24 protein-coding genes are annotated in these 25635 nt (G+C 73.5%); 8 read left to right on the forward strand and 16 right to left on the reverse strand.

All coding sequences use genetic code 11. From position 1 onward, the window contains the following. Window positions 1-53 precede the first annotated feature (53 nt). Window positions 54-947, reverse strand: coding sequence for an NAD(P)-binding domain-containing protein (locus tag AB0O36_RS12570; protein WP_365108030.1), 894 nt, complete (start codon window positions 945-947; stop codon window positions 54-56). A gap of 99 nt (window positions 948-1046) precedes the next feature. Here AB0O36_RS12570 and AB0O36_RS12575 point away from each other — a divergent pair, with 99 nt between their 5' ends. Next, on the forward strand, window positions 1047-1373 hold the full coding sequence (locus tag AB0O36_RS12575; protein WP_365108032.1) for a helix-turn-helix domain-containing protein: 327 nt from the start codon (window positions 1047-1049) through the stop codon (window positions 1371-1373). A 94-nt stretch (window positions 1374-1467) separates the two neighbouring features. Here the strand turns inward: AB0O36_RS12575 and AB0O36_RS12580 are convergent, their stop codons facing one another. After that, on the reverse strand, window positions 1468-2367 hold the full coding sequence (locus tag AB0O36_RS12580) for a LysR substrate-binding domain-containing protein (RefSeq protein ID WP_365108034.1): 900 nt from the start codon (window positions 2365-2367) through the stop codon (window positions 1468-1470). Window positions 2368-2425: 58 nt separating this feature from the next. Here AB0O36_RS12580 and AB0O36_RS12585 point away from each other — a divergent pair, with 58 nt between their 5' ends. Continuing rightward, on the forward strand, window positions 2426-3229 hold the full coding sequence (locus AB0O36_RS12585; protein ID WP_365108037.1) for an NAD(P)-dependent oxidoreductase: 804 nt from the start codon (window positions 2426-2428) through the stop codon (window positions 3227-3229). Window positions 3230-3253: 24 nt separating this feature from the next. On the opposite strand, the gene AB0O36_RS12590 is transcribed toward AB0O36_RS12585, so the two are convergent. Next, complete coding sequence (locus AB0O36_RS12590) at window positions 3254-3961, reverse strand: intradiol ring-cleavage dioxygenase (protein WP_365108040.1); 708 nt, start codon at window positions 3959-3961, stop codon at window positions 3254-3256. A gap of 157 nt (window positions 3962-4118) precedes the next feature. Further along, window positions 4119-4706, reverse strand: coding sequence for a TetR/AcrR family transcriptional regulator (locus AB0O36_RS12595; RefSeq protein WP_365108043.1), 588 nt, complete (start codon window positions 4704-4706; stop codon window positions 4119-4121). Between the two features lie 149 nt (window positions 4707-4855). Between AB0O36_RS12595 and AB0O36_RS12600 the strand changes: the two genes are divergently transcribed. Then, entirely contained in the window at window positions 4856-7423 is a 2568-nt protein-coding gene (locus AB0O36_RS12600; protein ID WP_365108046.1) for a glycoside hydrolase family 3 C-terminal domain-containing protein, read from the forward strand. A gap of 177 nt (window positions 7424-7600) precedes the next feature. Here the strand turns inward: AB0O36_RS12600 and AB0O36_RS12605 are convergent, their stop codons facing one another. Continuing rightward, entirely contained in the window at window positions 7601-8518 is a 918-nt protein-coding gene (locus tag AB0O36_RS12605; RefSeq protein WP_365108048.1) for an SGNH/GDSL hydrolase family protein, read from the reverse strand. 251 nt (window positions 8519-8769) lie between these two features. Between AB0O36_RS12605 and AB0O36_RS12610 the strand changes: the two genes are divergently transcribed. Continuing rightward, entirely contained in the window at window positions 8770-9264 is a 495-nt protein-coding gene (locus tag AB0O36_RS12610; protein ID WP_365108051.1) for a DUF3145 domain-containing protein, read from the forward strand. A gap of 66 nt (window positions 9265-9330) precedes the next feature. Here the strand turns inward: AB0O36_RS12610 and fabF are convergent, their stop codons facing one another. The 5 genes from fabF to AB0O36_RS12635 all read right to left on the reverse strand — a co-directional run bounded on the left by fabF (window position 9331) and on the right by AB0O36_RS12635 (window position 14184). Then, window positions 9331-10596, reverse strand: coding sequence for a beta-ketoacyl-ACP synthase II (gene fabF / locus AB0O36_RS12615; RefSeq protein WP_365108054.1), 1266 nt, complete (start codon window positions 10594-10596; stop codon window positions 9331-9333). A gap of 78 nt (window positions 10597-10674) precedes the next feature. Further along, a complete protein-coding gene (locus AB0O36_RS12620; RefSeq protein WP_365108056.1) occupies window positions 10675-10923 on the reverse strand; it encodes an acyl carrier protein in 249 nt (82 codons plus the stop codon). A 56-nt stretch (window positions 10924-10979) separates the two neighbouring features. Beyond that, a complete protein-coding gene (locus AB0O36_RS12625) occupies window positions 10980-11984 on the reverse strand; it encodes a ketoacyl-ACP synthase III (protein WP_365108058.1) in 1005 nt (334 codons plus the stop codon). A gap of 20 nt (window positions 11985-12004) precedes the next feature. Continuing rightward, complete coding sequence (locus AB0O36_RS12630; protein WP_365108061.1) at window positions 12005-12919, reverse strand: ACP S-malonyltransferase; 915 nt, start codon at window positions 12917-12919, stop codon at window positions 12005-12007. Between the two features lie 89 nt (window positions 12920-13008). Further along, window positions 13009-14184 carry a helix-turn-helix domain-containing protein gene (locus AB0O36_RS12635; protein WP_365108301.1) on the reverse strand — a complete coding sequence of 392 codons (1176 nt, stop codon included), beginning with the start codon at window positions 14182-14184 and terminating at the stop codon, window positions 13009-13011. A gap of 111 nt (window positions 14185-14295) precedes the next feature. On the opposite strand from AB0O36_RS12635, the gene AB0O36_RS12640 reads away from it, so the two are divergent. Then, window positions 14296-14952, forward strand: coding sequence for a pirin family protein (locus tag AB0O36_RS12640; RefSeq protein ID WP_365108063.1), 657 nt, complete (start codon window positions 14296-14298; stop codon window positions 14950-14952). Window positions 14953-14988: 36 nt separating this feature from the next. On the opposite strand, the gene AB0O36_RS12645 is transcribed toward AB0O36_RS12640, so the two are convergent. Next, window positions 14989-15810 (reverse strand): serine hydrolase domain-containing protein, encoded by an 822-nt coding sequence (locus AB0O36_RS12645; protein ID WP_365108304.1) that lies wholly within the window; start codon window positions 15808-15810, stop codon window positions 14989-14991. Between the two features lie 70 nt (window positions 15811-15880). On the opposite strand from AB0O36_RS12645, the gene AB0O36_RS12650 reads away from it, so the two are divergent. Next, a complete protein-coding gene (locus AB0O36_RS12650; RefSeq protein WP_365108066.1) occupies window positions 15881-16261 on the forward strand; it encodes a MerR family transcriptional regulator in 381 nt (126 codons plus the stop codon). A 1-nt stretch (window position 16262) separates the two neighbouring features. Next, window positions 16263-17279, forward strand: a complete 1017-nt coding sequence (locus AB0O36_RS12655) for an aldo/keto reductase (RefSeq protein ID WP_365108307.1) — start codon at window positions 16263-16265, stop codon at window positions 17277-17279. A 95-nt stretch (window positions 17280-17374) separates the two neighbouring features. Here the strand turns inward: AB0O36_RS12655 and AB0O36_RS12660 are convergent, their stop codons facing one another. The 3 genes from AB0O36_RS12660 to AB0O36_RS12670 form a co-directional block, all read right to left on the reverse strand. Further along, entirely contained in the window at window positions 17375-18256 is an 882-nt protein-coding gene (locus AB0O36_RS12660; protein ID WP_365108069.1) for a DUF4429 domain-containing protein, read from the reverse strand. Between the two features lie 77 nt (window positions 18257-18333). Beyond that, the gene (locus tag AB0O36_RS12665) at window positions 18334-19473 is read right to left on the reverse strand and encodes an alpha/beta hydrolase (RefSeq protein WP_365108310.1); all 1140 of its coding nucleotides are present in this window, start codon (window positions 19471-19473) and stop codon (window positions 18334-18336) included. A gap of 143 nt (window positions 19474-19616) precedes the next feature. Then, the gene (locus AB0O36_RS12670) at window positions 19617-20321 is read right to left on the reverse strand and encodes a TetR family transcriptional regulator (protein WP_365108071.1); all 705 of its coding nucleotides are present in this window, start codon (window positions 20319-20321) and stop codon (window positions 19617-19619) included. A gap of 417 nt (window positions 20322-20738) precedes the next feature. Between AB0O36_RS12670 and AB0O36_RS12675 the strand changes: the two genes are divergently transcribed. Next, the gene (locus AB0O36_RS12675; protein ID WP_365108074.1) at window positions 20739-21206 is read left to right on the forward strand and encodes a peptidase inhibitor family I36 protein; all 468 of its coding nucleotides are present in this window, start codon (window positions 20739-20741) and stop codon (window positions 21204-21206) included. Window positions 21207-21498: 292 nt separating this feature from the next. Here the strand turns inward: AB0O36_RS12675 and AB0O36_RS12680 are convergent, their stop codons facing one another. Beyond that, on the reverse strand, window positions 21499-22308 hold the full coding sequence (locus AB0O36_RS12680) for a potassium channel family protein (RefSeq protein WP_365108077.1): 810 nt from the start codon (window positions 22306-22308) through the stop codon (window positions 21499-21501). A gap of 152 nt (window positions 22309-22460) precedes the next feature. After that, window positions 22461-25193 (reverse strand): pyruvate dehydrogenase (acetyl-transferring), homodimeric type, encoded by a 2733-nt coding sequence (aceE, locus tag AB0O36_RS12685; protein ID WP_365108080.1) that lies wholly within the window; start codon window positions 25191-25193, stop codon window positions 22461-22463. Window positions 25194-25635: the final 442 nt, after the last annotated feature.

The raw sequence follows: 25635 nt of genomic DNA on the forward strand, positions 1-25635 counted from the left end.
CGCCGCCGGCCTCCTTCGGCCCGCCGCCCACCGCCTGACGGCGGCCCGTCCGCCTACCGCCCGACCAGCAGGTCGATCAGGCCCGCCGTGTCCTCGCCGCCGTGTTCGGCGGGGCCGGCGGCCAGCCGCCGACGCATCAGCTCGAAGTACGGCCGGATCAGCTCGGCACTGACCCCCTGCTCCTCGGCGGTCCGCAGGAAGGTGCCCGTACCGGCCGCCTGCATCGCCAGGTCGGAGACCACGCCGGTGGTCAGGTCCCCGGACTCCAGCCGCTCGGCCGCACCCGCCGCGAACCGTGCGCCCATCGCCCCCAGCCACTCGGTGAGCAGCGGCGCCAGGTCCTTCGGCGCGATGTCCTCCGCGCGGATCAGCGCGTACGCGTGCGAGATGCCCGCGAACAGCCCGTACATGGCACTGAGCAGCGCCACGTCGTGCAGCGCGGCGAAGCCGGGGTCGGCGCCCGTGAAGCGGGCCCCGGCCGGCACCTCCAGCACCTCCCGGTGCTCCGCGAAGAGTTCGGGGGAGCCGCTGTAGAAGACGTAGCCGCCCGCTTCGGGGACCCCGATCATCGGCGGTACGGCCATGATCCCGCCGTCCAGGAAGCGGGCGCCGCGGGCCTGCGCCCATGCGGCCCGGGCCCGGCCCTCCGCGGGCGTGCCGGTGGTGAGGTTCACCAGGTCCTTGCCGGTGAGGTCCACCCCGTCGAGGGCCTGCTCGACGGAGGAGTCGTCGAGCAGGCAGAGCACGACGAGGTCGGCCGCGGCCACCGCGGCGGCCGGGTCGGCAGCGGCGGAGGCGCCCTCCGCCGCCAGTGCCCCGGCCTTGGCGGGGGTGCGGTTCCAGACGGTCAGGGGGTGGCCGGCGGCCAGCCAGGCGCGGCCGAGCGCGGTGCCCATGGCACCGAGCCCGAGCAGGCAGACGCGGGTCTTCGTACGGGTGTCGGTCATGCGCATTAGCCTTGGGCCGGGGCGGAGGGTGATCAAGTACGCACTTCGAAGTGGGTGCTCACCTCAGGGGAAGCATGCAGGTCGGAAGGGGGCGGGACGATGGCGGCGAACCGGCCGGGGGCGGGCCACTGCGGCATCGATGCGGCGATGGGGGTCATCGGCGGCAAGTGGAAGGTGCTCGTCCTGTGGGCCCTGGACGAGCGGCCGCGCCGGTTCGGGGAGCTCCGCCGGATGGTCGAGGGGGTCACCGAGAAGGTCCTCGCCGCACAGCTGCGCGAACTGGAGGCGGACGGCATCGTGCACCGCGAGGTGTACGACGAGGTGCCGCCGCGGGTCGAGTACTCCCTCACCCCCCTCGGCACCGAGCTCAACGAGGCCCTGGCCCCGCTGGGCGAGTGGGGGCGCAGGCACTTCGTCCCGGCCTGATCGGACGGACGGACGGACGGACGGACAGACGGACGGACAGACGGACAGACGAACAGGCGGGACAGGCGGGACAGGCGGACAGGCGGACACGGCCTCAGGCTCGCACGGTGCCGGCCACCGAGTGCAGCAGGGCCAGGAACGCCGCCACGGCCGGCGGGTGCGACAGGCCGCGAGGCGTGGCCGCGTACACCGCGCGGCGCGGCGAATCCTCGGGGTGCAGGGGTACGAGCACGATGTCGGAGCGGGCCGAGGAGGCCGCCAGCGCCGGGACCAGGGTCACGCCCAGACCGGCCGCGACGAACCCCTGTTTGGCGATCCAGTCGGCGGCCAGGAAGGTCGTCCGCGGCCGGAAGCCCTGCGCGGGCGCGCCGCCCATCAGGGTCTCCTCGGGCCGGGCGCTGGCCGCGATCCACTCCTCGTCGGCGAGCTCGGCCAGGCGCAGCAGGTCCCGGCCCGCCAGCCGGTGGCCGCGGGCCAGGGCCACGTACATCCGCTCGTCCAGCAGGTGGTGCAGGGTGCAGCCGTCCAGCGGCTGCCCGCAGGCGGTGCCCACCACCGCGAGGTCCAGCTCCCCGGCGGCCAGCAGGGCCAGCTGCCGGGTCGACCCGCCCTCGGTACGGCTCACCGTGACGGCGGGGTGCCGCTTCCGGAAGGCCGCCAGCGCGCGGGGCAGCAGATACGCGTCGGCCGTGGAGAAGGCGCCGATCCGCAGCCGTCCGCCGTCCAGGGTGCGCAGCGCGTCCAGTTCGGCCCGCGCGGTGCGCAGCCGCTCGGCGACGGCCTCGGCGTGCGGCAGCAGCACCCGCCCGGCCTCGGTCAGCCGGACCCCGCGCGGCAGCCGGTCGAACAGCCGGGCGCCCCACTCGTCCTCCAGGGTCTGGATCTGCCGCGACACGGCGGACTGGGTGTAGCCCAGGGTCTGCGCGGCAGCGGTGAACGAGCCGTGGCGCGCCACGCACCGGAACACGTCGTAAAGGTCATGCGGAGCAGGCATGGCAGCCATGCTAGACATTCGCTTGTCGCATGGGAGGGCCGGATCTAGCGTCGTGGCCATGGACAAGACACACAGGATCGCCTTCCTCGGCCTCGGCGGCATGGGCACTCCGATGGCCCGTCACCTGCTCGCCTCCGGACTCCCCCTGACGGTCTGGAACCGTACGGCGGCCAGGGCGCGGCCGCTCGTCGAGGCGGGCGCGGTGCTCGCCGCGACCCCCGCCGAGGCGGTCCGCGACGCGGACGTCGTGATCACCATGCTCGCCGACCCGGAGGCCCTGCTGGCCGTCGCCGGGGAGATGCTCCCGGCCCTGCGCCCCGGCACCCACTGGATCGACACCTCCACGGTCGGCCCGGACACCGTCCGGGCCCTGGCGGCACGCCTGCCGGACGGGGTGACGCTGACCGACGCGCCCGTCATGGGCAGTGTGGACCGGGCCGCCTCGGGGGACCTGTGGGTGCTGGCCGGCGGGCCGCTGCCCGGACCGGTCGCCGGGGTGCTGGAACGGCTCGGCGAGGTCACCGAGTGCGGGCCGGCGGGTTCGGGGGCGGCCCTGAAGCTGGTGCTGATCAATGCCGTGATCGGGGGAGTGGCCCTGGTGAACGAGACCCTGAGGCTGGGTCAGGCCCTCGGCCTGCCCGCCGGGATGCTCCGTACCGAGCTGGCCAAGGGCCCCCTCGCGGGTGCGGTCGGCCGGGCGTTCGCGGAGGACTCGCACTTCCCGGTGGCGCTGGCCGCCAAGGACGTGGCCCTGGCCACCGCCCATGCCCCGCTGCCGGTCCTGGAGGCGGTGCGCGCCGCACTGACCGGCCGCCCCGAGCTTGCGGAGAGCGACCTGTCGGCGCTCCGGCCGGCCTGGTGACCGTCCCCGAGGGGGCGGGGCGGGTCAGGCGATGCCGACGGTGTAGGCGGCGCGGTAGCCGGTGCCGTCCGGGGTGACGGCCAGGGTCATCGCGGCGCCCGCGGAACGGTAGCGGTCGTCGCGGCCGTTGGGGTTCTCCGGGGCCTTGCGGCGCGCGTACGGCTCGCGCGCGTAGACCTGCCGCAGGACGTCCTCGGGCAGGTAGAACACCGAGGTGGTCTCGCTGCGGCGGTCCGGCCGCACCTTGAAGTGGATGTGCGGGGCCAGGCCCGCGTACCAGCCGGGCACGATCGTCCTGATCACGCACCGGCCGTCGGCGTCGGTGACCTGGGTGCCGCGCAGGTGGGTGGCCCGGCCGGTGGAGTACTCGCCCTGGGCGTCCGCCTGCCAGACGTCGACGGTGGCACCGGCGAGCGGCCGGCAGCCGGGCTTCACCCCGACCACCGTCAGGTCCAGCCGCAGCGGCACCCCGGCCCGGCCCTCGGTGATGTCGGAGCGGAGCTTGCCGGGCCCGGAGTAGTAGGGTCCCGCGCTCGCCGAGGTGACCAGGACGCAGGACGGGGTCGGGCCGGCGGGCCCGGTGGCGGCGGCGCGGGCTTCCCCGGCGCGGGCTTCCCCGCCGCGGGTTCCGTCCGGGCGGGCGCAGGCCGCGGCCAGCGCCGCGATCCCGGCCGACCCGGCGGCCAGCAGGACCGTCCGGCGGCCGACCCGGGGAGTGCCGTTCTCGGTCATGCGCCCCACCGTGCCGCAGCCCTGCGGCGGCGGCGCACACCGACACGGCGCTCCGGCGCCGGATCACCGGATCGCCTGGGATCACCAGGTCACCAGGTAACCAGGTCACCCGGATCACCCGGATCGCCTGGATCACCGGGTACCCGGATCCCCCGGATCACGGCCGCGCCGTGTCGTCCGCTCCCCGCAGCAGGCCCAGGAACGCCCGGAACGCTCCGGGCATGTCCACCGCCTCCGGGTCCAGCAGCCACTGGTACTGCAGCCCGTCCATCACCGCCGTCAGCAGCGGCGCCGCCGCCTCCGGGGTGAGCCCGGACGGCAGCCGGTCGCCGAACTCGGCCCGCAGCAGCGCCGCCGTCTCGGCGCGCACCTGGGCGTAGCGCTCGGTGAAGAACGCCCGCGCCGGATGGTCCTCCGTCACGCTCTCGCCCAGCAGCGCCGAGAAGGTCTGCACGATCCCCGGCCGCATCGCGTTGTAGTCCACCAGCGAGGCCAGCAGGTCCAGCCGCCACTGCCCGGCCGAGGTGCGGGCCCCGCCCCCGGTGTCCCACCGGTCGCGCTCCTCCAGCACCGCGACCAGCAGCGTTTCCTTGGTCGGGAAGTAGTGCAGCAGGCCCTGCTGGGTCAGGCCCACCCGCTCGGCGACCGTGTTCAGGGACGCCCCCCGGTAGCCGCGTTCCGCGATCACCTCCAGCGCGGCCCGGACGATCTCGTCCCGCCGCTCCTCGCTCCTCGCCCTGGCCATCGCCCCGGCGCCCCTTCCGTTCGACCTCGTCAGGAGGACCGTACGGCATCGAAAAATCACGAATGGATTACGAACCCTACCGCTCTACAGGCATCCGGGTCCACGATGGGCGCGCCCCCCACCGCCCGCACCCATGAGGAGGCCCGGCCGTGACCCACGCCGACCAGATCCGCGAAGACCGAGTGGAGGCCGCACTCGGCAAGCTCGACCTCGACACCAAGGCCCGGCTGCTGGCCGGCCAGGACATGTGGACCCTGCCCGCGGTCCCGGAGATCGGCCTGGGCTCCCTGGTCATGTCCGACGGCCCCGTCGGTGTCCGCGGTGTCCGCTGGACCACCGACGACCCCTCGGTCGCCCTGCCTTCCCCGACCGCGCTCGCCGCCTCCTGGGACCCGGAGACCGCCCGCCGGGCGGGCAGGCTGCTGGCCCAGGAAGCCCGCCGCAAGGGCGTCCACGTCGTGCTCGCCCCCACCGTCAACCTGCACCGCTCACCGCTGGGCGGCCGCCACTTCGAGTGCTACTCCGAGGACCCGTTCCTCACCGGCGCGATCGGCACCGGCTACGTCCTCGGCGTCCAGGAGGGCGGGGTCGGCACCACCGTCAAGCACTTCGCCGGCAACGACGCCGAGACCGAGCGCTTCACCGTCGACAACCGCATCGCCGGGCGTGCGCTCCGGGAGCTCTACCTGGCCCCCTTCGCGGCCATCGTCAAGGACGCCCGCCCCTGGGGCGTGATGACCGCCTACAACCGGGTCAACGGCACGACCATGACCGAGCACCGGCACCTCGTCGAGGAGGTGCTGCGCGGCGAATGGGGGTTCGACGGGGCCAACGTCTCCGACTGGATGGCCGCCCGCTCCACCGCCGGCTGCATCCTCGGCGGACTGGACATCGCCATGCCCGGCCCGCAGACCGTGTACGGGCCGGCGCTCGCCGAGGCCGTCCGCTCCGGGGAGGTCCCCGAGGCCGCCGTGGACGCCGCCGTGCGCAACGTGCTGCGGCTCGCCGCCCGGGTGGGTCTGCTGGACGGCGCCCCCGCCGCGGTCACCGGGCTCCCCGAGCCGGTCGACGGACAGGCCCTGGCCCGCGAGACCGCCGCCCGCGGCTTCGTGCTGCTCCGCAACGAGGGCGGCACCCTCCCGCTGTCCTCCGGCAGGCTCCCGCTGCCCTCCGGCGCCCTCCCCTCCGCCGGCGCCCTGCCGCCCTCCGGCACCCTGCCCCCGCCCTCCGGTGCCGGCCCCACCGTCGCCCTGCTCGGCGCCGCCGCCCGCGACGCACGCGTGCTCGGCGGTGGTTCCGCCACCGTCTTCCCCGAACGGATCGTCTCCCCGCTCGACGGCCTCACCGCCGCCCTCCCGCCCGGCTCCCTCCGCTACGCCGTCGGAGCCGACCCCAGCGACGAACTCACCCCCGCCGGCCAGGGCTTCGAACTGCGCGCCGTCTGCCGGGACGCCACCGGCACCGTCCTCGGCGAAGGCAGCCTGCCCACCGGCCAGGTCCAGTGGATCGGCGACGACCTGCCCGCCGGAGCGACCTACGAGACCATGGCGTCCATCGAGGTCACCGGTACCTTCACCCCGCGCGAGACCGGCGAGCACGCCTTCGGCACCCGCGGGCTCGGCGCCTTCACCCTCACCGTGGACGGCGCGGCCGTCTGGGAGGGCGTCCAGCGGATGGGCGAGGAGGCCGACCCCTTCGAGGCGTTCTTCGGCGCGCCCAGCGAACGGGGCCGGGTCAGCCTGGAGGCGGGCCGGCCGGTGCGGGTCTCCCTGCTCTTCCACGTCCCGGACCTGAGCACCCTGCCGCTCAAGGCCGTCATGTTCTCACTGCTCCACCTCGGCCCGCGGCGGGACCCCGACGAGCTGATCGCCGAGGCCGTGGAGGCCGCCCGCGCCGCCGACACCGCCGTCGTGGTGGTCGCCACCACCGAGCGGGTCGAGTCCGAGGGATTCGACCGCAAGGACCTGAAGCTGCCGGGCCGTCAGGACGACCTGGTCCGGGCCGTCGCCGCGGTCAACCCCCGCACGGTGGTGGTGGTCAACGCGGGCTCCCCGGTGGAACTGCCCTGGCGCGAGGAGGTCGCCGCGGTGCTGCTCACCTGGTTCCCGGGACAGGAGGGCGGGGCCGCGCTGGCCGACGTACTGCTCGGTGCGCGGGAGCCGGGCGGGCGGCTGCCCACCACCTGGCCGGCCGTGCTCGCCGACGCGCCCGTCACCGAGGTGGTCCCGGTCGACGGCCGACTGGAGTACCGCGAGGGGGTCTTCATCGGCTACCGCGCCTACGAGCGGGCCGGGACCGAGCCCGCGTACGCCTTCGGGCACGGCCTGGGCTACACGGACTGGAGCTACGAGTCCCTGGAGGTGACCTCCGGGACCGGCGGCCCGGGCGGCCCGGGCGGCCCCGGCGCCACGGTCCGGGTCCGGCTCGCCAACACCGGTACCCGGCCCGGCCGCGAGGTGGTCCAGGTCTACCTCGTGCCCGCCGGGGACGGGGAGACGGCGGACGTCCGGGACCGTACGCCGGGCCGGCTGGCCGGATTCGCGGCCGTCGAGGCCGGCCCCGGCGAGACCGTCGAGACGGAGATCGAGCTGCCCGGCCGCGCCTTCGAGAGCTGGGACGAGGAGGCCGGCCGCTGGCGGCGGACCGACGGGGCGCACCTGGTCCGGGCGGGCCGCTCGTACGCCGACACCCGGCTGACGGCCACGCTCCACCTCTGAGCCGGCGCCCGCACACCGACCGGGCACCACCCGGGCCCGGCCGGACTCCTTCCGGCCGGACTCCCCCCGACCGGACCGGGGGCGGCCCCTGACAGCCGCCCCCGGTCCACCACTCCCACCGCAGGCGGTCGGACCGGCGGTTCGAACCGGCAGTCCGACCGGCGGTCGGGTCCGCGGTCAGATCGGCGGCCGGGCCGCCGTCACCTGGCGGTGCGCCAGCTCGGCCAGCCGCGCCTGGCCGTTCTTCCCGGGGTGGAACCAGTCCCACCGGCTCAACTGCTCCACCGAGAACGGGTACTGGAACACCGCGCCCCCGTCGTAGCGGCACAGTTCGTCCTTCGCGCACACCTCGCGCAGCGCCTGGTTGTACGCCACCACCCGGGCGCGCACCTGTTCCCGCCGGGCCACCGCCGCCGGGGCCGTCGACTCGGCCTTCGCCAGCATCGACGGGCAGATGCCCAGCTTCCAGATCTGCCGGCCCATCGGACTGTCCTTGCCCGTCTCCCACAGCCGCAGCAGGTCGGGCACGCTGGAGACGTACACCTGCGACTTCGGCGAGCTCCGGCGCAGCTCCGCCAGGCCCTTCTCGAAGTCGGCCCGGAACGCGGGCACGGGGGTCATCGCCGAAGCCGTCTGGCGGCAGGCGTCGTTCGACCCGACCATCACCGTGACCAGGTCCGGACGGTGCGCGGCAGCCTCGGAGAGCTGGGCGGGCAGGTCCGCCATCCGGGAGCCGGTGGCCGCGTAGTTCCAGCTCCGGGCCGGTGCTTCCGCGGCGCCCAGCAGCCGGCTCGCCAGCGACTGGACCTCGGGGTCGTTGCCGGTGGCCCAGGACGCCTCCGGGCAGTCCGCGAACACCGAACAGGCATCGAAACCACGGGTGATGGAGTCACCCACAGCGGCGATGGACGCCGGGGAGGTGTTCCAGCGCGGGGCCGGCGCGGGAGAGGGCCGGGCCTGGAGCGCCGCGTCCCCTCCGGCCGCCCCGCCGTCCCCCGACGAACACCCGCTCAGCGCCCCCACCAGCACAACTGCCGCGGCCGACGCGGCCGCCAGAGCGCTCCGCGTGCGCCGGCGCCCGTGCGTGGTCCGCATCGCGTGCCTCCCTCCCTCGTCGTCCCCGGTCCGTCCGGGACGTCCCGCCGAGTGAAAGCTCCGTGTTTCCCCGGCCCACGACCGACCGTACGTCACCCCGGGAGCCCCGCCGCACGGTAGCTTTTTCCCGTGGCGTTCCGGCCGCGGGGCCCGTAACGCACTATCTGATCGTTTCCGGTAAATTACATCACGTCACAAACTGTCCGTTTTCAGGAGTTTCTTCCCGACCTCGTCCCACACTGGAGGTCCCGGTGACGACACGTGGAGTTCTGTACGTGCATTCCGCACCGCGTGCGCTCTGTCCGCATGTGGAATGGGCGGTTGCGGGCGTGCTCGGGGTGCGGGTGAACCTCGACTGGATCAGGCAGCCCGCCTCCCCGGGCACCTGGAGAGCCGAGTTCTCCTGGCAGGCCGAAGCCGGCACCGCCTCGAAGCTCGCCTCCGCCCTCCGCGGCTGGCACCTGCTGCGCTTCGAGGTCACCGCCGAACCCTGCGCCACCGCCGAGGGCGAGCGCTACAGCTCCACCCCCGAGCTGGGCATCTTCCACGCCGTCACCGGATTGCACGGGGACATCCTGATCCCCGAGGACCGGCTCCGCGCCGCCCTCGCGCGCGCCGCGCACGGCGAGACCCAGCTGGAGGCGGAGATCGCCAGGCTGCTCGGCAAGCCCTGGGACGACGAGCTCGAACCCTTCCGCTACGCCGGCGAGGGAGCCCCGGTCCGCTGGCTCCACCAAGTGGTCTAGTGTGACCGCCCCGCACGCATGAAGAAGGCCCACCCGGATCCGGGTGGGCCTTCTTCACAGAGGTGCTCAGATGGTCCGGAAGGCCAGCGTCACGTTGTGACCGCCGAAGCCGAAGGAGTTGTTGATCGCGGCGATGGGGCCGTCGGCCGGCAGCTTGCGCGGCTCGCCGACCACGATGTCCGCGTCGATCTCCTCGTCCAGCTCGTCGATGTTGATCGTCGGCGGGGCGATCCGGTGGTACAGCGCCAGCACGGTCGCGACGGTCTCGATACCGCCCGCGCCGCCCAGCAGGTGACCGGTCATCGACTTGGTGGCGGAGATCGCCACGTGGTCGAGGTCGTCACCGAGCACCTTGCGCAGCGCCTTGATCTCGGCGCTGTCACCCTGCGGGGTGGAGGTCGCGTGGGCGTTGACGTGCACCACCTCGGCCGGCTTCAGACCCGTGTTGTCCAGCAGGTTCTGCACGGCGGTGGCGACACCGCGGCCGGTCGGCTCGGGCTGCGCGATGTGGTGCGAGTCGGCCGACAGGCCCTGGCCCAGCACCTCGCAGTAGACGCGGGCGCCACGGCGGGCGGCGTGCTCCGCGGACTCCAGCACCACGACGCCGGCGCCCTCGCCGAGCACGAAGCCGTCACGGCCCTTGTCATAGGGACGGGAGGCCCGGGTGGGCTCGTCGTTGTTCTTGGACATCGCCATCATGTTGGCGAACGCGGCGATCGGCAGCGGGTGGATCGCCGCCTCGGTGCCGCCGGCGACGACCACGTCGGCACGGCCGGTACGGATCATCTCGACGGCGTAGCCGATGGCCTCGGCACCCGACGCGCAGGCGCTGACCGGGGTGTGCACGCCCGCCTGGGCGTTCACCTCCAGGCCGACGTTGGCGGAGGGACCGTTCGGCATGAGCATGGGGACGGTGTGCGGGGAGACCCGGCGCACACCCTTTTCCTTCAGTACGTCGTACTGGTCGAGCAGAGTGGTGACACCGCCGATACCGGAGGCGATCACGGTGCCCAGGCGCTCGGGCGCGACGGACGCGTCCTCACCCGCCGGGGCGGTGTAGCCGGCGTCGGCCCACGCCTCCCTGGCCGCGATCAGCGCGAACTGCGCCGAGCGGTCGAGCTTGCGGGCCAGCGGCCGGGGCAGGACCTCGCCCGGGTCGACGGCGGCCTGCGCGGCGATGCGGACCGGGAGCTCGGCGAAGCGCTCGCCCTCCAGGGGCTTCACGCCGGAGCGACCGGCGAGCAGACCTTCCCAGGTCGATGCGCTGTCGCCACCCAGCGGAGTGGTTGCGCCGATACCGGTGACGACCACGGTGCGATTGGTCGGGCTCACAGGAATTCTTTCTCCACGTGTCGAGGGTGCTGAATTTGTCACGGCCACCGCCAGGTGGCGACAAACGCTTCTTCGGGCTCAGCCCTGGTTCTTGAGGATGTAGTCCGCGGCGTCGCCGACGGTCTTCAGGTTCTTGACGTCCTCGTCCGGGATCTTGACGCCGAAGCGCTCCTCGGCGGCGACGACGACCTCGACCATGGACAGCGAGTCGACGTCCAGGTCGTCGGTGAAGGACTTGTCGATCTCGACGTCCTCGACCGGGATGCCGGCGATCTCGTTGACGATGTCGGCGAGGCCCGCGACGATCTCTTCCTGGGTGGCGGCCATGTGGCGCTCCTTCTGGTAGCTGTCTGAGTGGTGTGGGACGGGGATGATCCCCGGCCCTAGGGGAGGGTAACGACCGTGGCGGCGTAGACGAGCCCCGCCCCGAAGCCGATGACGAGTGCGGTGTCGCCGCTCTTCGCCGCCCCGGTCGCCAGAAGCCGCTCCATCGCGAGCGGAATCGAGGCGGCCGAGGTGTTGCCGGTGGTTTCCACGTCACGGGCGACCGTCACGTGCTCCGGCAGTTTCAGAGTCTTCACCATCGAATCGATGATCCGCATGTTCGCCTGGTGCGGAATGAAGACGTCCAGGTCATCCGCGGTGATCCCGGCCGCGTCGAGCGCCTGCTGGGCCACCTTCGCCATCTCGAAGACGGCCCAGCGGAACACCGCCTGGCCCTCCTGCGTGATGGCCGGGAACTTCTCGCCGGCCGCGTCACCTCGGTACTGGTCCCACGGCACGGTCTGCTTGATGGTCTCGGACTTGTCGCCCTCCGAACCCCACACGGTGGGGCCGATGGCCGGCTCGTCCGCGGGACCGACGACCACGGCGCCGGCGCCGTCGCCGAACAGGAAGGCCGTTGCCCGGTCCTCCAGGTCGGTCAGGTCCGAGAGCCGCTCCACGCCGATGACGAGGACGTACTCCGCCGAACCCTCCACGACGAGGCCCTTGGCCAGCGTCAGGCCGTAGCCGAAGCCGGCGCAGCCCGCCGAGATGTCGAACGCGGCGGGCCTGCCCGCGCCGATCCGGTCGGCGATCTCGGTCGCGACGGCCGGGGTCTGCTTGAAGTGCGAGACCGTCGAGACGATCACGGCACCGATCTGCTCGGGCGACACGCCGGCGTCGGCGAGGGCCTTGCCCGACGCCTCCACCGACATCGCGGCCACCGTCTCCTCGGGCGAGGCCCAGTGACGGGTCTGGATGCCGCTGCGGGAGCGGATCCACTCGTCGGAGGAGTCGATCGTCTCCAGGATCACGTCGTTGGGCACCACCCGGGTCGGGCGGTAGCCGCCGACCCCGAGGATGCGTGCGTAAGGGGAGCCCTTGGCAGGCTTGATCTTCGACATGCTGGGTGGGGCTCCTTCTCTCAGGCCGAGATCTCGGCGGCGAGCTCCTTGGCCTTCTCGATGTCGTCCGGGGTCTTCAGGGCCACCGAGGGGACGCCCTTGAGGGCGCGCTTGGCCAGGCCCGTCAGGGTGCCGCCGGGGCACAGTTCGATGATCCCGGTGACGCCGAGCCCGGCGAACCGCTCCATGCACAGGTCCCAGCGGACCGGGTTGGCGACCTGGCCGACCAGGCGGGCGACGACGTCGGCACCCGTGGCGACGGCGGCGCCGTCCTTGTTCGAGACGTACGTGACGGTCGGGTCGGCGGGGGTGAGCGCCTGGGCGGCCTCCTCCAGCCGGGCCACCGCCGGGGCCATGTGGTGCGTGTGGAAGGCGCCCGCGACCTTGAGGGCGACGACCTTCATGGCGCCCTCGGGCTTGTCCGCCTCCAGGGCGGCCAGCTGCTCCAGGGTGCCGGCGGCCACGATCTGGCCCGCGCCGTTGATGTTCGCCGGGGTCAGGCCCAGCTTCTCCAGGTGTGCGACCACGGTGTCCCGGTCGCCACCGAGGACCGCGGACATCCCGGTCGGGGTGACCGCGGCGGCGTCCGCCATGCCCAGCCCGCGGGTGCGCACGAAGGACAGCGCGTCCGACTCGGTCAGCACGCCCGCGACCGCGGCGGCCGTGATCTCACCGACGCTGTGGCCGGCGACCGCGCCGGGCACGATGCCGTCGAGGTGCGCCGCGGACAGCAGACCGGCGGCCACCAGCAGCGGCTGGGCCACGGCGGTGTCGCGGATCTCGTCCGCATCGGCCTTGGTGCCGTAGTGGGCGAGGTCGAGACCGATGGCCTCGGACCAGGCGGCGACGCGCTCGGCGGCGCCGGGCAGGTCGAGCCAGGGGGTCAGGAAGCCGGGCGTCTGAGCGCCTTGGCCGGGAGCGACGAGTACGAGCACCCTCACACTCTCTCTTGTAGTCGGTCCGCGCCGCCCGTGATGACAGGGACGAAGAACCATCGGGGTAATTGTTGATGTCCGACAAAAGTCTAGGGTTGCTGATCTCCGTCAGCCAGACGCCCGAGAATCAGGGCGATCCGCAGCGTGAACGCCGAGCGGACATCGGAGGGTGACCAGCCGGTGACGTCGGTCACACGACGGAGCCGGTAGCGCACGGTGTTCGGGTGCACGAACAGCATTCGAGCTGCGCCTTCGAGGCTGCTGGCCTGCTCCAGGTAGACGCTCAGAGTCTCCAGCAGGGCCGAACCGGCCTCCTCCAGCGGTCTGTAGATCTCCTCCACCAGCTGTTCGCGGGCCGAAGGGTCCGAGGCGATCGCGCGCTCCGGCAGGAGATCGTCCGCGAGCACCGGGCGCGGTGCGTCCTGCCATGCCGCGCACGCCTTCAGGCCGGCCGTCGCGGCCTGCGCGGACCGGGTCGCCGCCATCAGGTCCGGCACCACCGGTCCGGCCACCACCGGGCCCGCCGCGAACGGGCCGATCAGCGACTTCGCCACCCGCAGCGGATCGTCGCTGCCGCCGGCGATGACCACCAGGCGGTCCCCGAGCACTCCGGTGAGCACCTGCACCTTGGCGTGCCGGGAAGCCCGCCGGATCGCCTCCACGGTCAGCTCGCTGTCGCCGTCCGGTGCGGTGCCCAGCACCACGCAGACGTGCTCCGGCGAGTTCCAGCCGAGCGCGGCGGCCCGGGACAGGGCGCCCTCGTCGGCCTCCCCGGACAGCACCGCGTTGACCACCAGCGACTCCAGCCGGGCGTCCCAGGCGCCGCGCGCCTCGGCCGCCTGGGCGTACACCTGGGCGGTGGCGAAGGCGATCTCCCGGGCGTAGACGAGCAGGGCCTCGCGCAGGATCGACTCGTCGCCCGGCGCGGCCACCTCCTCGATGGCCACTTCCATGACCTCGATGGTGGTGCGCACCATCTCGACGGTCTGGCGCAGGGTGATCGCCCGGGTCAGCTCGCGCGGCGCGGTGCCGAACACGTCGGTCGAGATCGCCTGCGGGGTCTCCGGGTGCCGGAACCACTCGGTGAACGCGGCGATGCCGGCCTGGGCGACCAGGCCGATCCAGGACCGGTTCTCCGGCGGCATCGCCCGGTACCACGGCAGCGACTCGTCCATGCGGGCGATGGCGTTCGCGGCCAGCCGACCGGAGGACCTCTCCAGCCGGCGCAGCGTCGCGGCATGCGGATGGACGGGCTGCGCAGGCAGGTGCGCGGGCGCGTGCTCGGTGGGATGCTCACGTTCGGGTTGGGGCACGGGACAAGACTGCCCTATCCGGGCGGCCCGGCGGACTCCCGGGGGCCCGCTACCGTGGCCGTCATGATCGACGTACGCCGTGGCACCGACCGCTACCCGGGCGGGAACGGGGCCGCCGGGATCGACACCCGGCACGCATTCTCCTTCGGGAACTTCTACGATCCGGACAACCTCCGGTTCGGTCCGGTCCTCGCCGTCAACGAGGAGACCCTCGCCCCGGGCGCCGGATTCGACGAGCACCCGCACCACCACACCGAGATCGTCACCTGGGTGGTGGAGGGCGAGCTGACGCACCGCGACGACGCCGGGCACGCCGCCACCGTGCAGCCCGGCGACCTCCAGCACCTGAGCTCCGCCGACGGGGTCCGGCACGTCGAACGCAACGACGGGACGCGCCCCTTGCGCTTCGTGCAGATGTGGCTGGCGCCCGAGGACCCCGGCGGCGAGCCGGCGTACGGGATCGTCCGCTCGGTGCCGGACGGGGGCCGTTACCCGCTGCCCGCCGCGTCGGCGGTGCTGCACGTACGGCGGCCCGCGGCGGGCGAGGTGACGCCCGTGCCGGACGCGCCGCGGGTGTACGTGCACGTGGTGCGCGGGGACGTCCGGCTGGACGGGGTGGAGCTGGAGCCCGGGGACGCGGCGCGGATCACCGGCGAGGAGGGCCTGGAGATCACGGCCGGGTCCCCGGCGGAACTGCTGCTGTGGGAGTTCGGCTCCTGAGGGGTGCCGCAGCTCAGCCCGGCCTCGGCCCGGCCCTCAGCGGGAGGAGGCCAGCTCGGCGAGGACCGCGTCGGTGAACGGGGGCCAGGCCTCGACCGCCCACGGCCCGAAGGCGCGGTCGGTCAGTGCCACGCACGCGGCGCGCGCGTCCGGGTCCACCCAGAGGAAGGTGCCCGACTGGCCGAAGTGCCCGAAGGTGCGCGGGGAGGAGGACGCGCCCGTCCAGTGCGGGGACTTGCCGTCGCGGATCTCCATGCCCAGGCCCCAGTCGTTGGGGGACTGGTGGCCGTAGCCGGGCAGCACGCCCTTGAGGCCGGGATGCACCACGGTGATCGCCGCGGCGACCGTGCGCGGGTCCAGCAGCCGCGGCGCCTGCAGCTCGGCGGCGAAGCGGACCAGGTCGGCGACCGTGGAGACGCCGTCCTTGGCGGGCGAGCCGTCGAGGCTGCTCGCGGTCATCCCCAGGGGCTCGAACACGGCCTGGTGCAGGTACTCGGCGAAGGGGATGCCGGTGGCCTTGGCGATGTGGTCCCCGAGCTCCTCGAAACCGGCGTTGGAGTACAGCCGGCGGGTCCCGGCGGGGGCCATGGCGCGGTGCTCGTCGAAGGCCAGACCGCTGGTGTGGGCGAGGAGGTGACGGACCGTGGAACCCTCGGGGCCGGCCGGCTCGTCGAGCTCGATCGCGCCCTCCTCGTAGGCGACCAGTGCGGCGTACGCGGTCAGCGGCTTGGTCACGGAGGCCAGCGGGAACCGGTGGTGGACCGGGCCGTGCGTGCCGGCCACGGTGCCGTCCGACCGGACGACGGCCGCGGCGGCGGTCGGCACCGGCCAGCTCTCGATGGTACGCAGGCTCTGCAGGTTCACCGGATTCTCCATGCCGCCGAGCCTACTTGCCTGGAGTGCACTCCAGGGATCTAGCGTTGCGGTCATGAACCTGACGGAGACCCGGTACACGATCAGCGAGGTCGAGGCCCGGACCGGCCTGACCCAGCACACGCTGCGCTGGTACGAGCGGATCGGCCTGATGCCGCACATCGACCGCTCGCACTCGGGGCAGCGCCGGTTCACCGACCGGGACCTGGACTGGCTGGCCTTCGTCGGGAAGCTGCGGGCCACCGGCATGTCGGTGGCGGACATGGTCCGGTACGCCGAACTCGTGCGGGCCGGCGAGGACACCGCGGGGGAGCGCCGGGAACTGCTGGAGCGGACCCGGGACGACGTGCGGGCGCGGATCGCGGAACTGACCGACGCGCTCGCCGTGCTGGACCTCAAGATCGGAATGTATGCGGGGAGGAGCTGTGGTGGCTGACATGAGTGGGATCGGCAGGATCGGACAGGCCGAACTCGGTGCGGGCGGTCCGCTGGTCGGGGTGCAGGGCCTGGGCTGCATGGGCATGAGCGAGTTCTACGGGGAGACGGACCAGGCGGCCGCGCGGGACACGCTGGTCGCCGCGCTGGAGGCCGGGGTCACCCTGCTGGACACGGCGGACGTCTACGGGCGCGGGGCGAACGAGGAGTTCCTGGCGCCGTTCCTGGCCGAGCGCCGGGACGAGGTGGTGCTGGCGACCAAGTTCGGCATAGAGCGGACCGACGACCCGCAGTACCGGGGCACCAGGAACGACCGGCCCTACATCCGGGCGGCCGTGGAGGGCAGCCTCAAGCGGCTCGGCGTGGAGGTGATCGACCTCTACTACATGCACCGGCGGGACCCGGCCGTGCCGCTGGCCGAGACGGTCGGCGCGATGGCGGAGCTGGTGGCCGAGGGCAAGGTGCTGCACCTGGGGCTGAGCGAGGTGACCGGGGCGGAGCTGCGGGAGGCGCACGCGGTGCACCCGATCGCCGCGCTCCAGTCGGAGTGGTCGCTGTTCAGCCGGGACGTGGAGCGCAGCGCGGTCGGCGCGGCGGCGGAGCTGGGGGTGGCGTTCGTGCCGTACTCCCCGCTCGGGCGGGGCTTTCTGACCGGGGCGTTCGCCGACGCGGGCGCGGATCTGGCGGAGGGCGACTTCCGGCGCATGCAGCCCCGGTTCACCGGGGACAACGCCAAGACGAACGCGCTGCTGCTCACCCCGGTGCGGGAGATCGCGGCGGCGCGCGGGGCGACCCCGGCGCAGATCGCGCTGGCCTGGGTCCAGCAGCGGGCCCGGGTGCACGGCCTGACGGTGGTCCCGATCCCGGGCACCCGCAAGCGGAGCCGCCTCGCGGAGAACGTGGCCGCCACGGGGATCGTCCTGACGGACGCGGAGCTCGCCGAGCTGGAGCCGCTGGCGGCGCAGGTCGCCGGCACCCGCTACCCGGACATGACCTTCACCTCGGCGTCCCGCGAGTAGTTCCGCGAAGGGGTGGGCGGGCCTCCGCCGCCGTGTGGGCACGCCTGCCCGCACGGCGGTCTGCGGCGGCCGGCCCACGCGGCGGCGGCCCGGGGTCAGGCCGGTGTGTCCGGCTCGTTGGCGAAACGATCCCGCAACGCCGCGTACTCGGCGTCCGTCAGCAGCCCGGCACCGTGCAGCTCACCGAGGTGCCGCATCCGGTCGGACCCTGCCGACTCCGCCGGCTCCGCCGCGGAACGCGGCAGCGGCACCGCCGCCACCGGGGTCCGCCCCCGCACCGCGGCCAGCACCGTCGCCGCGAAGGGCAGGGACTCGTGCACCGCCCCGTAGCCCAGCGCGAACACCACCGCCGCCGGATCGTGGTCGGGCAGCAGGGGCGCCGCGTCCGGCGCCGCGTCGCGCAGCTTCAGCCGGAGGTGGCCGCCCGGTCCCTCCGGCGAGCACCACTCCACCCCGGACAGCGCGGACACCGGGTACTCCTGGTCCCCGGACTTCCACTTCGCGCTGCTGGCGCCCGTACGGGACCAGCGCAGCGCGACGGCCGAGCCGTCGAAGGAGACCCGGGCGTCGTACGCCTTCAGTACCAGCGGCGGCTCGGGCACCTCCACCAGGAAGGCCGGCGCCTCCTCGTCCGGACCCAGAAGCGGACGCACTGCTTCCGTCAGCGAGGCGGCCCGCGCCGCCCCGTCACCCGGCAGCACCAGCCGGTACGGGTCGCAGACCTCCTTGAGCTGCCCCTCCGCCGCCTCCATCAGCGGGTCCGCGCCCGGTCTCGGCACGGCCCTCAGGACGACGGAGTCCCGCTTGCCCGAGGTCAGTGTCAGCCCCGACAACGCCTCGTAGGGGATGCGCCGCTGTCCGAGCGCGCTGAACAGCCGCCGCGTCCTGATCCCCCGTGTGAAGCGGATGAGCACCGAGTCCGAGTCGAACTCCCAGACGGCATGATTTCCGGCCAGTACGTCACCCATGCGGGCCATCGTAAGGTGCACCGGCCCCGGCCGTCTGCCTCGCTGCGGAGACCGTCTTCCCGTCGATTCTCCGGCCTCCGGCCGCGTCAGCCCTCATCTGTCCCGGAAATGCCGTCGCGGCACGAGTCGTCCCCGGGGAGGCACACCACGGAACCGTACGTACCGGTTCCGACCCTGGCCAGGTTCTGCACCGCCTCCGTGCCTGGCGCGAAATAGCCGGTGTGGCTGCCCGCCCCGGCCGCCGACAGCCGACGGGCGCCGAAGTCGCCGGACATCGGGTCGGCGCCGTGGCCCACCCCGCCGACCTCCAGGTGTGGCACGTCGGCGATCCAGTCGCCTGGATCCCGCATCGCCCAGACCCGGGCCGCCGTGTGCAGTCCGGTGACGTTCTCCGCCCGGGTGCCCGGGCTGCCCGCCACCACGATGTCCGTCACCCGGGCCGGCAGCTTGGCCGCCGCCACCCCGCACACCACGGAGCCGTAGCTGTGGCAGATCAGGGCCGTGCCGGCGCGGGCCGGCAGCGCCGAGGTGAACGCCTCCAGCCGTGCCGCCCCCTCCACGGCCAGCCGTCCGGTGGCCGCGTCCACGCCCATGCCCGCCGGGGTGGTGTAGTCAGCCCAGGCGACCACCGCGGTCGGCAGGGCCGGAGCCGCGGCGCGCTCGGCGGCGTACAGGGACTGGGCCATGCCCACCGGCGCGGACCAGCGGCGCGCGGTCCGCTCGAAGGTGCGCAGGTCGGTGTCGACGCCGGGCACGATCACCGAGATGCGGCGCGCGTGGTCCAGGTCGCCGAAGACCTCGGCGGCCAGGCCGCCGCCGGTCGGGTCGAAGGCGAGGATCTGCCGGTCGCCGGCCAGCATCGAGGCGAAGCGGTGGCCTCGCCGTCCGGCGTCCGTCCGGGCCGCCGGGGTGAGCCGGACGTCCTTGGCGCGGTGCTCCTCGACGTCCTGGGCCTGGGCGAGTGCGACCCGGTTGGCCCGGTAGCGCAGCGCCGCCGGGACGCCGTTGAGGTTGCCGACCACCAGCGGGTGCGTGTCGGCGAGCCGGGCCCGCTCGCCGGCGTCGAGGTTCGCGAAGAACCGGGCGACCGTCCGTACGGGTGCGTCGGCGGGCGGCACCGGATGCCCGCCCGCCTGGGCCCCGGCCCACGCGGCGAGGGCGGCGGTGCGCGGCGCGACGTCCGTGCCGGGCCGGTGCACCGCGGTCCAGCCGGTGATCGCCAGCATGACGAACACCACCGCGAGCGCCAGCAGGGCGCGCAGGGTGGTGGGGGATGCGGGGAGCGGGGAGGCGGGGCCGGGCACGTTCACTGGACAACAGGTTAGGAGACGATTTCCGGCCGCGGTGCGTCAGGTGGCGGGCGTCACGTTTACGAAGTCGCCCCGGACGGTGGGTTGACGGCGGCCGGCGCGGGGGCGGGCACGCCCCGCCAATCGGCCGCCAGGGCCCGGGTGATCTGGTCCAGGTGCTCCTCGGTCATCCGCCGGATCGCGGCCACGCTGGTGTCCTCGCCCCGCCCCCACAGCCGGCCCGTGACCCGGGTCACACCGGAGAAGGCGGCCACCGCCACCCGGGGCCGAGGGTCCGCGTCCACGTCCAGGCCCTCGCGGCGGGCCACCATGCGGGCGACCCGCTCCTCCAGCTCGGCGGAACGGCGCAGGTGCACCGCGAGCAGGGCGGGAGTGGACTCGATCATCCGGTACGCGCGGATGTACAGGTCCACCGGGACCACGTCGGACAGGGCGTCCTCGATCGTGTCCCAGGTGCGGAGGACCGCGTTCCGCAGGGCTTCCAGCGGCCCCTCGAAGGCCGGCCGGGCCGCCAGCGCCGCGACGAAGTGGGACTCCGCCAGGTCCTGGACCGCGAACGCGGCCTCCTCCTTGTTGGCGAAGTACCGGAAGAAGGTCCGCTGCGACACGTCGACCGCGCCGGCGATCTCGTCGACGGTGGTCTGCTCGTAGCCCTGCGAGGTGAAGAGCAGGAGGGCGGCGCGGAGGAGGGCGTCGCGGGTGCGCTGCTTCTTGCGTTCGCGCAGTCCGGCCGGCGCCGCCGGCACCGGCCGCTGGTCGGTCATCACCGCATGGTCCTCTCCGCCGCCCGGCGAGGCCGGGACACCTGACGCCGAGTGAGCGGTCAGGCTATCGGTGCCGGACCCGGGTGCGGCGGTCCGGCTGCGCCGTTCGAGGCGGTGCCGCGGGGGTGCCGGACCGGGGGTCGTCCTGGCGGGCATGACACGTTCGGGTGGGACCCCCTGCGGGCGAACGGGGCGGCGGGACGGGCCCCGTACCTGGTCGGAGGGGTCAATTCCGGGGCCCTGGACGCTCTCTGGCGGGCCGTCCGGTGCGGGGTCCCCTATCCGGGTGGTCCGCTCCCGGGCCCCTTCCGCGACCATGTCGCCGCAGGTCAGCGTGGGGGTGCGGCGATCCGTACGGGCTCCTCGGCCGACCCGGCCACCCGTACGGGCGGTTCGCCGCGCAAGGAGTTGATCGCCATGCGTACGTCTTTCCTCGCGGGCCGGGTTACGACGGCGGCTGCCCTCGTGGCGGCCGCGGTGCTGCTGGGCGGTGCGGCGCTGCTGCCGGCGGCGGCGGCCGGGGCTGACGCGGCCGGGGCCGACGCAGCCCGGGCCGCGGCTCCGGGGGCCATGGCGCCCCGGGGCACGGCTCCGCCGCCGCTCGGGCCCTGCGGGCCGGGCCAGCTCTGCCTGTGGCCCAAGCCGGAGTTCCAGGGCAAGCGGCAGGTCCACGAGCTGCACCGGCTCGACGTGGACAGCTGCGTCCCGCTGCCGGCGGCAGGTCCGCCGGCCCAGGCACTGGCCAACCGCACCGGGCGGCCGGTGACCACGTACCAGTCGGCCGAGTGCGCCGAGACGGGCGAGTTCCAGACCTACCCCGGGGACGGGGTGTGGCTGCCGAGGTCGCCGTACCAGGTCCGCGCGTTCAAGGTCTGGGAGAACTGACCCCGCCGGGGGCGGGGCGGGGGTCCATTTCCCCACCCCGCCCCTTCCCGAAACTGTGGCCTGCGGCCCCAGCCCCCGCCCCGGACCGGGGCGGCCCGGTCGCTCCCCGGCCTGCGGCCCGCCCCTGGCCGTTCGCGCAGTTCCCCGCGCCCCTGACGGGGCACTCCACTGCCCCTGCCCCACCACCGCCGTGTGGGCTCGACGGCGGTACCCCCCCGCCTGCCCACACCTCGGCGGAGCCGGCGTCCCGGCCCCGGGCGGGGCAGAGCCCGGCAGAACGCCTGCCCGCACCTCAGTGGAGCGGCGCCCCCACACCCTCGGCGGGCGCCGGTCCGGCGGGGAGCGGCGCCGGCGGAGTCGGCAGGGTCGGCGCAGCCGCCGCAGGCGAAAGGCGGGCCACCTCCGCCCGGAGGGCGCGGAGCTCCGACTGGAGCTCCGTGAGGAGGGCCAGCTGCGCCCGCTCCACCGCGTCGTCCCGCTCGAAGCGGGAGATGAACCACGCCGCGATGTTCGCCGTCACCACACCCAGCAGGGCGATCCCGGACAGCATCAGTCCCACCGCGAGCACCCGCCCCAGCCCGGTGGTCGGGGAGTGGTCGCCGTACCCGACGGTGGTCATGGTGGTGAAGGACCACCACACCGCGTCGCCCAGCGTCTTGATGTTGCCGTGCGGCGCGTCCCGCTCCACGCTCAGCACCGCCAGCGAGCCGAACATCATCAGCCCGACCACGGCCCCCGCCACGTACGTGGTGAGCCGGATCTGCGGTGCCATCCGCGCCCGCCGCCCGACCAGCATCAGGGTGGCGACCAGCCGCAGCAGCCGCAGCGGCTGCACCAGCGGCAGCAGCACAGCCGCCAGGTCCAGCCAGTGGGTGCGGACGAACAGCCGCCGGTCGTGCGCCAGCCCCAGCCGGACCAGGTAGTCCGCGGCGAAGACCGCCCAGACCCCCCACTCGGCGTACATGCAGCCCCGCAGCACCGCCGGATCGGCGTCGGGGACCACGATCGGCACCGTGTAGGCGACGGCGAAGAGCACCGCCAGGGCCAGCAAGGGGTTCTGCGTGCGCCGCTCCCAGCGGACCTGCGCGGGCTGTTCCTTCATGCCCGGCATCGTAAGGAAGGTACGAAACGGACGCAGCCCCGGCCGGAGCCGGAGCCGCGTCATCGGATGGTCCGCCCCGCGCACGCGGACGCACGCTCCGGTGCGTCCGGGTCCGTCCGCGTGCGTCCGCGCGAGGGGCTGCCAGGCCGTGCCTAGGCGTCGCCGCCCGCCGCGCCCGGGTCCGCCGCCGAGACGTCCAGCAGCTGGTAGCGGTCGATCGCCTGCTTGAGCACCGAGCGGTCGATCTGCCCGGTCTTCGCCAGCTCGGTGAGCACCGCCAGCACCACCGACTGCGCGTCGATGTGGAAGAACCGCCGCGCCGCGCCCCGGGTGTCGGCGAAGCCGAAGCCGTCCGCACCCAGCGAGGTGTACGCGCCCGGAACCCAGCGGGAGATCTGGTCCGGCACGCTGCGCATCCAGTCCGACACCGCCACGAACGGCCCGTCGGAGCCGGACAGCTTGCGCGTCACGTACGGCACGCGCTGCTCCTCCTCCGGGTGGAGCAGGTTGTGCTCCTCCACGGCCACGGCCTCGCGCCGCAGCTCGTTCCAGGAGGTCGCCGACCAGACGTCCGCCCGGACGTTCCACTCCGTCGCCAGCAGCCGCTGGGCCTCCAGCGCCCACGGCACGGCCACGCCCGAGGCGAGGATCTGTGCCGGGACGGCGCCCGAGGTGCCCGCCGCGATCCGGTGGATGCCCTTGAGGATGCCCTCGACGTCCACGTCGGCCGGCTCGGCCGGGTGCTGGATCGGCTCGTTGTAGACCGTCAGGTAGTAGAAGACGTCCTCCGCCTCCGGTCCGTACATCCGCCGCAGGCCGTCCTGGACGATGTGTGCGATCTCGTAGCCGTAGGCCGGGTCGTACGCGATGCAGCCCGGGTTGGTCGAGGCCAGCAGCTGGGAGTGGCCGTCCGCGTGCTGCAGGCCCTCACCCGTCAGGGTGGTCCGGCCGGCCGTCGCGCCGAGCACGAAACCGCGCGCCAGCTGGTCGGCCATCTGCCAGAACTGGTCACCCGTCCGCTGGAAACCGAACATCGAGTAGAAGACGTAGACCGGGATCAGCGGCTCGCCGTGCGTGGCGTAGGCCGAGCCCGCCGCGATCAGCGAGGCCGTGCAGCCCGCCTCCGAGATGCCGTCGTGCAGCATCTGGCCGGTCGGCGACTCCTTGTAGGCGAGCAGCAGGTCGCGGTCCACCGCCTCGTACTGCTGGCCCAGCGGGTTGTAGATCTTGGCGCTCGGGAAGAACGCGTCCATGCCGAAGGTGCGGTACTCGTCCGGCGCGATCAGCACGAACCGCCGGCCGATCTCCTTGTCCCGCATCAGGTCCTTCAGGATGCGGACGAAGGCCATGGTCGTCGCGATCGACTGGTGGCCGGAGCCCTTCCTGGCCGCCGCGTAGGTCTTGTCCTCCGGCAGCGGCAGCGGCTTGGCGCGCACCACGCGGGTCGGTACGTAGCCGCCCAGCGCGCTGCGCCGGTCGTGCATGTACTGGATCTCCTCGGAGTCCGGGCCCGGGTGGTAGTACGGCGGCAGGCCGCTCTCCAGCTGCGAGTCCGTGACCGGGATGTGCAGCCGGTCGCGGAAGCCCTTGAGGTCGTCGACCGTCAGCTTCTTCATCTGGTGGGTCGCGTTGCGGCCCTCGAAGTTCGGGCCGAGCGTCCACCCCTTGATCGTCTTCGCCAGGATGACGGTGGGCTGGCCCTTGTGCGCCTTGGCCGCCGCGTACGCCGCGTAGATCTTCTTGTGGTCGTGGCCGCCGCGCCCCAGGTGCAGGATCTGGTCGTCGGTCATGTTCTCGACCATGGCGCGCAGCCGCTGGTCGTCGCCGAAGAAGTGGTCCCGGATGTACGCGCCGGTCTCCGTCGCGTAGGTCTGGAACTGGCCGTCCGGCGTGGTGTTCATCCGGTTGACCAGGATGCCGTCCCGGTCCTGGGCCAGCAGCGGGTCCCAGGAGCGGTCCCAGATCAGCTTGATCACGTTCCAGCCGGCACCCCGGAAGACCGACTCCAGCTCCTGGATGACCTTGCCGTTGCCGCGCACCGGGCCGTCGAGCCGCTGCAGGTTGCAGTTGACCACGAAGGTCAGGTTGTCCAGGCCCTCGCGGGCGGCGAGGGTCAGCTGGCCCAGCGACTCCGGCTCGTCCATCTCGCCGTCGCCGAGGTACGCCCAAACGTGTGACTTGGAGGTGTCCGCGATGCCGCGCGCCTCCATGTACCGGTTCATCCGGGCCTGGTAGATCGCGCCGATCGGGCCGAGGCCCATCGAGACGGTCGGGAACTCCCAGAAGTCCGGCATCAGCCGCGGGTGCGGGTAGCTGGACAGGCCGTACGGGGCCTTGGACTTCTCCTGCCGGAAGGCGTCGAGCTGCTGCTCGGAGAGCCGGTCCAGCAGGTAGGCGCGGGCGTAGACGCCGGGTGAGGCGTGGCCCTGGAAGAAGATCTGGTCGCCGCCGTCGCCCTCGTCCTTGCCGCGGAAGAAGTGGTTGAAGCCCACGTCGTAGAGGGAGGCCGAGGAGGCGAAGGTGGCGATGTGGCCGCCGACGCCGATGCCGGGGCGCTGCGCCCGCGAGACCATCACCGCGGCGTTCCACCGGGTGGCGTTCAGGACCTTGCGCTCGATCTCCTCGTTGCCGGGGAAGAAGGGCTCGTCCTTGGTCGCGATCGTGTTGACGTAGTCCGTGCTGCGCATCTCGGGCACGGCCACGCGCTTCTCGCGGGCCCGCTCGATCAGCCGCAGCATCAGGTAGCGGGCCCGCTCACGCCCGCGCTCGTCGACGGCTGCGTCCAGGGAGTCGAGCCACTCCCGGGTCTCCTCCGGATCGAAGTCCGGGACCTGGCTCGGCAGGCCGCCAATGATGATCGGGTTGCGATCGGATGCGGAAGCCACGCTGTTCCTTCGCTGTCGGGGGAGGATCGTGTCATGGGTCACACCGCCTCCCATCGTGTACCGCAGGACCTTAATCGTCACCTTTACCGCCAGGTAACCCGCGGAACTTCGGGCGATTGCCTCCCGGCCCGGCCCCGGGAGCGTCCGGAGTGGGGGCGCGGGCGGGAGCGCGGGCCGGGCGGTGAGGCTCCGGACCCGACCCGGGACGGAACGCCTGTACCGGGATGTTCCGCCCACCCCGTTCGCCACGTCCGAAAGGCCGTTCGTCCCTCAAACAGGTAGGAAGGTCCCCATCCGATGCCGAATGAGCTGCAATGGTGTGGGATGGGTAATCCAAGAGCGTCGAGACGGCCGCAATCGTCACCGTTTCGGCGGTCTCGCCCACCGGGTACTTGCGCGATCCGCCGCTCCCGTGTGGACTACGCCCAATGCTGCGCGTCCG

Origin of the sequence: Streptomyces sp. NPDC089799 (genome assembly GCF_040684755.1) — a bacterium.
Classification (GTDB): Bacteria; Actinomycetota; Actinomycetes; order Streptomycetales; family Streptomycetaceae; genus Streptomyces.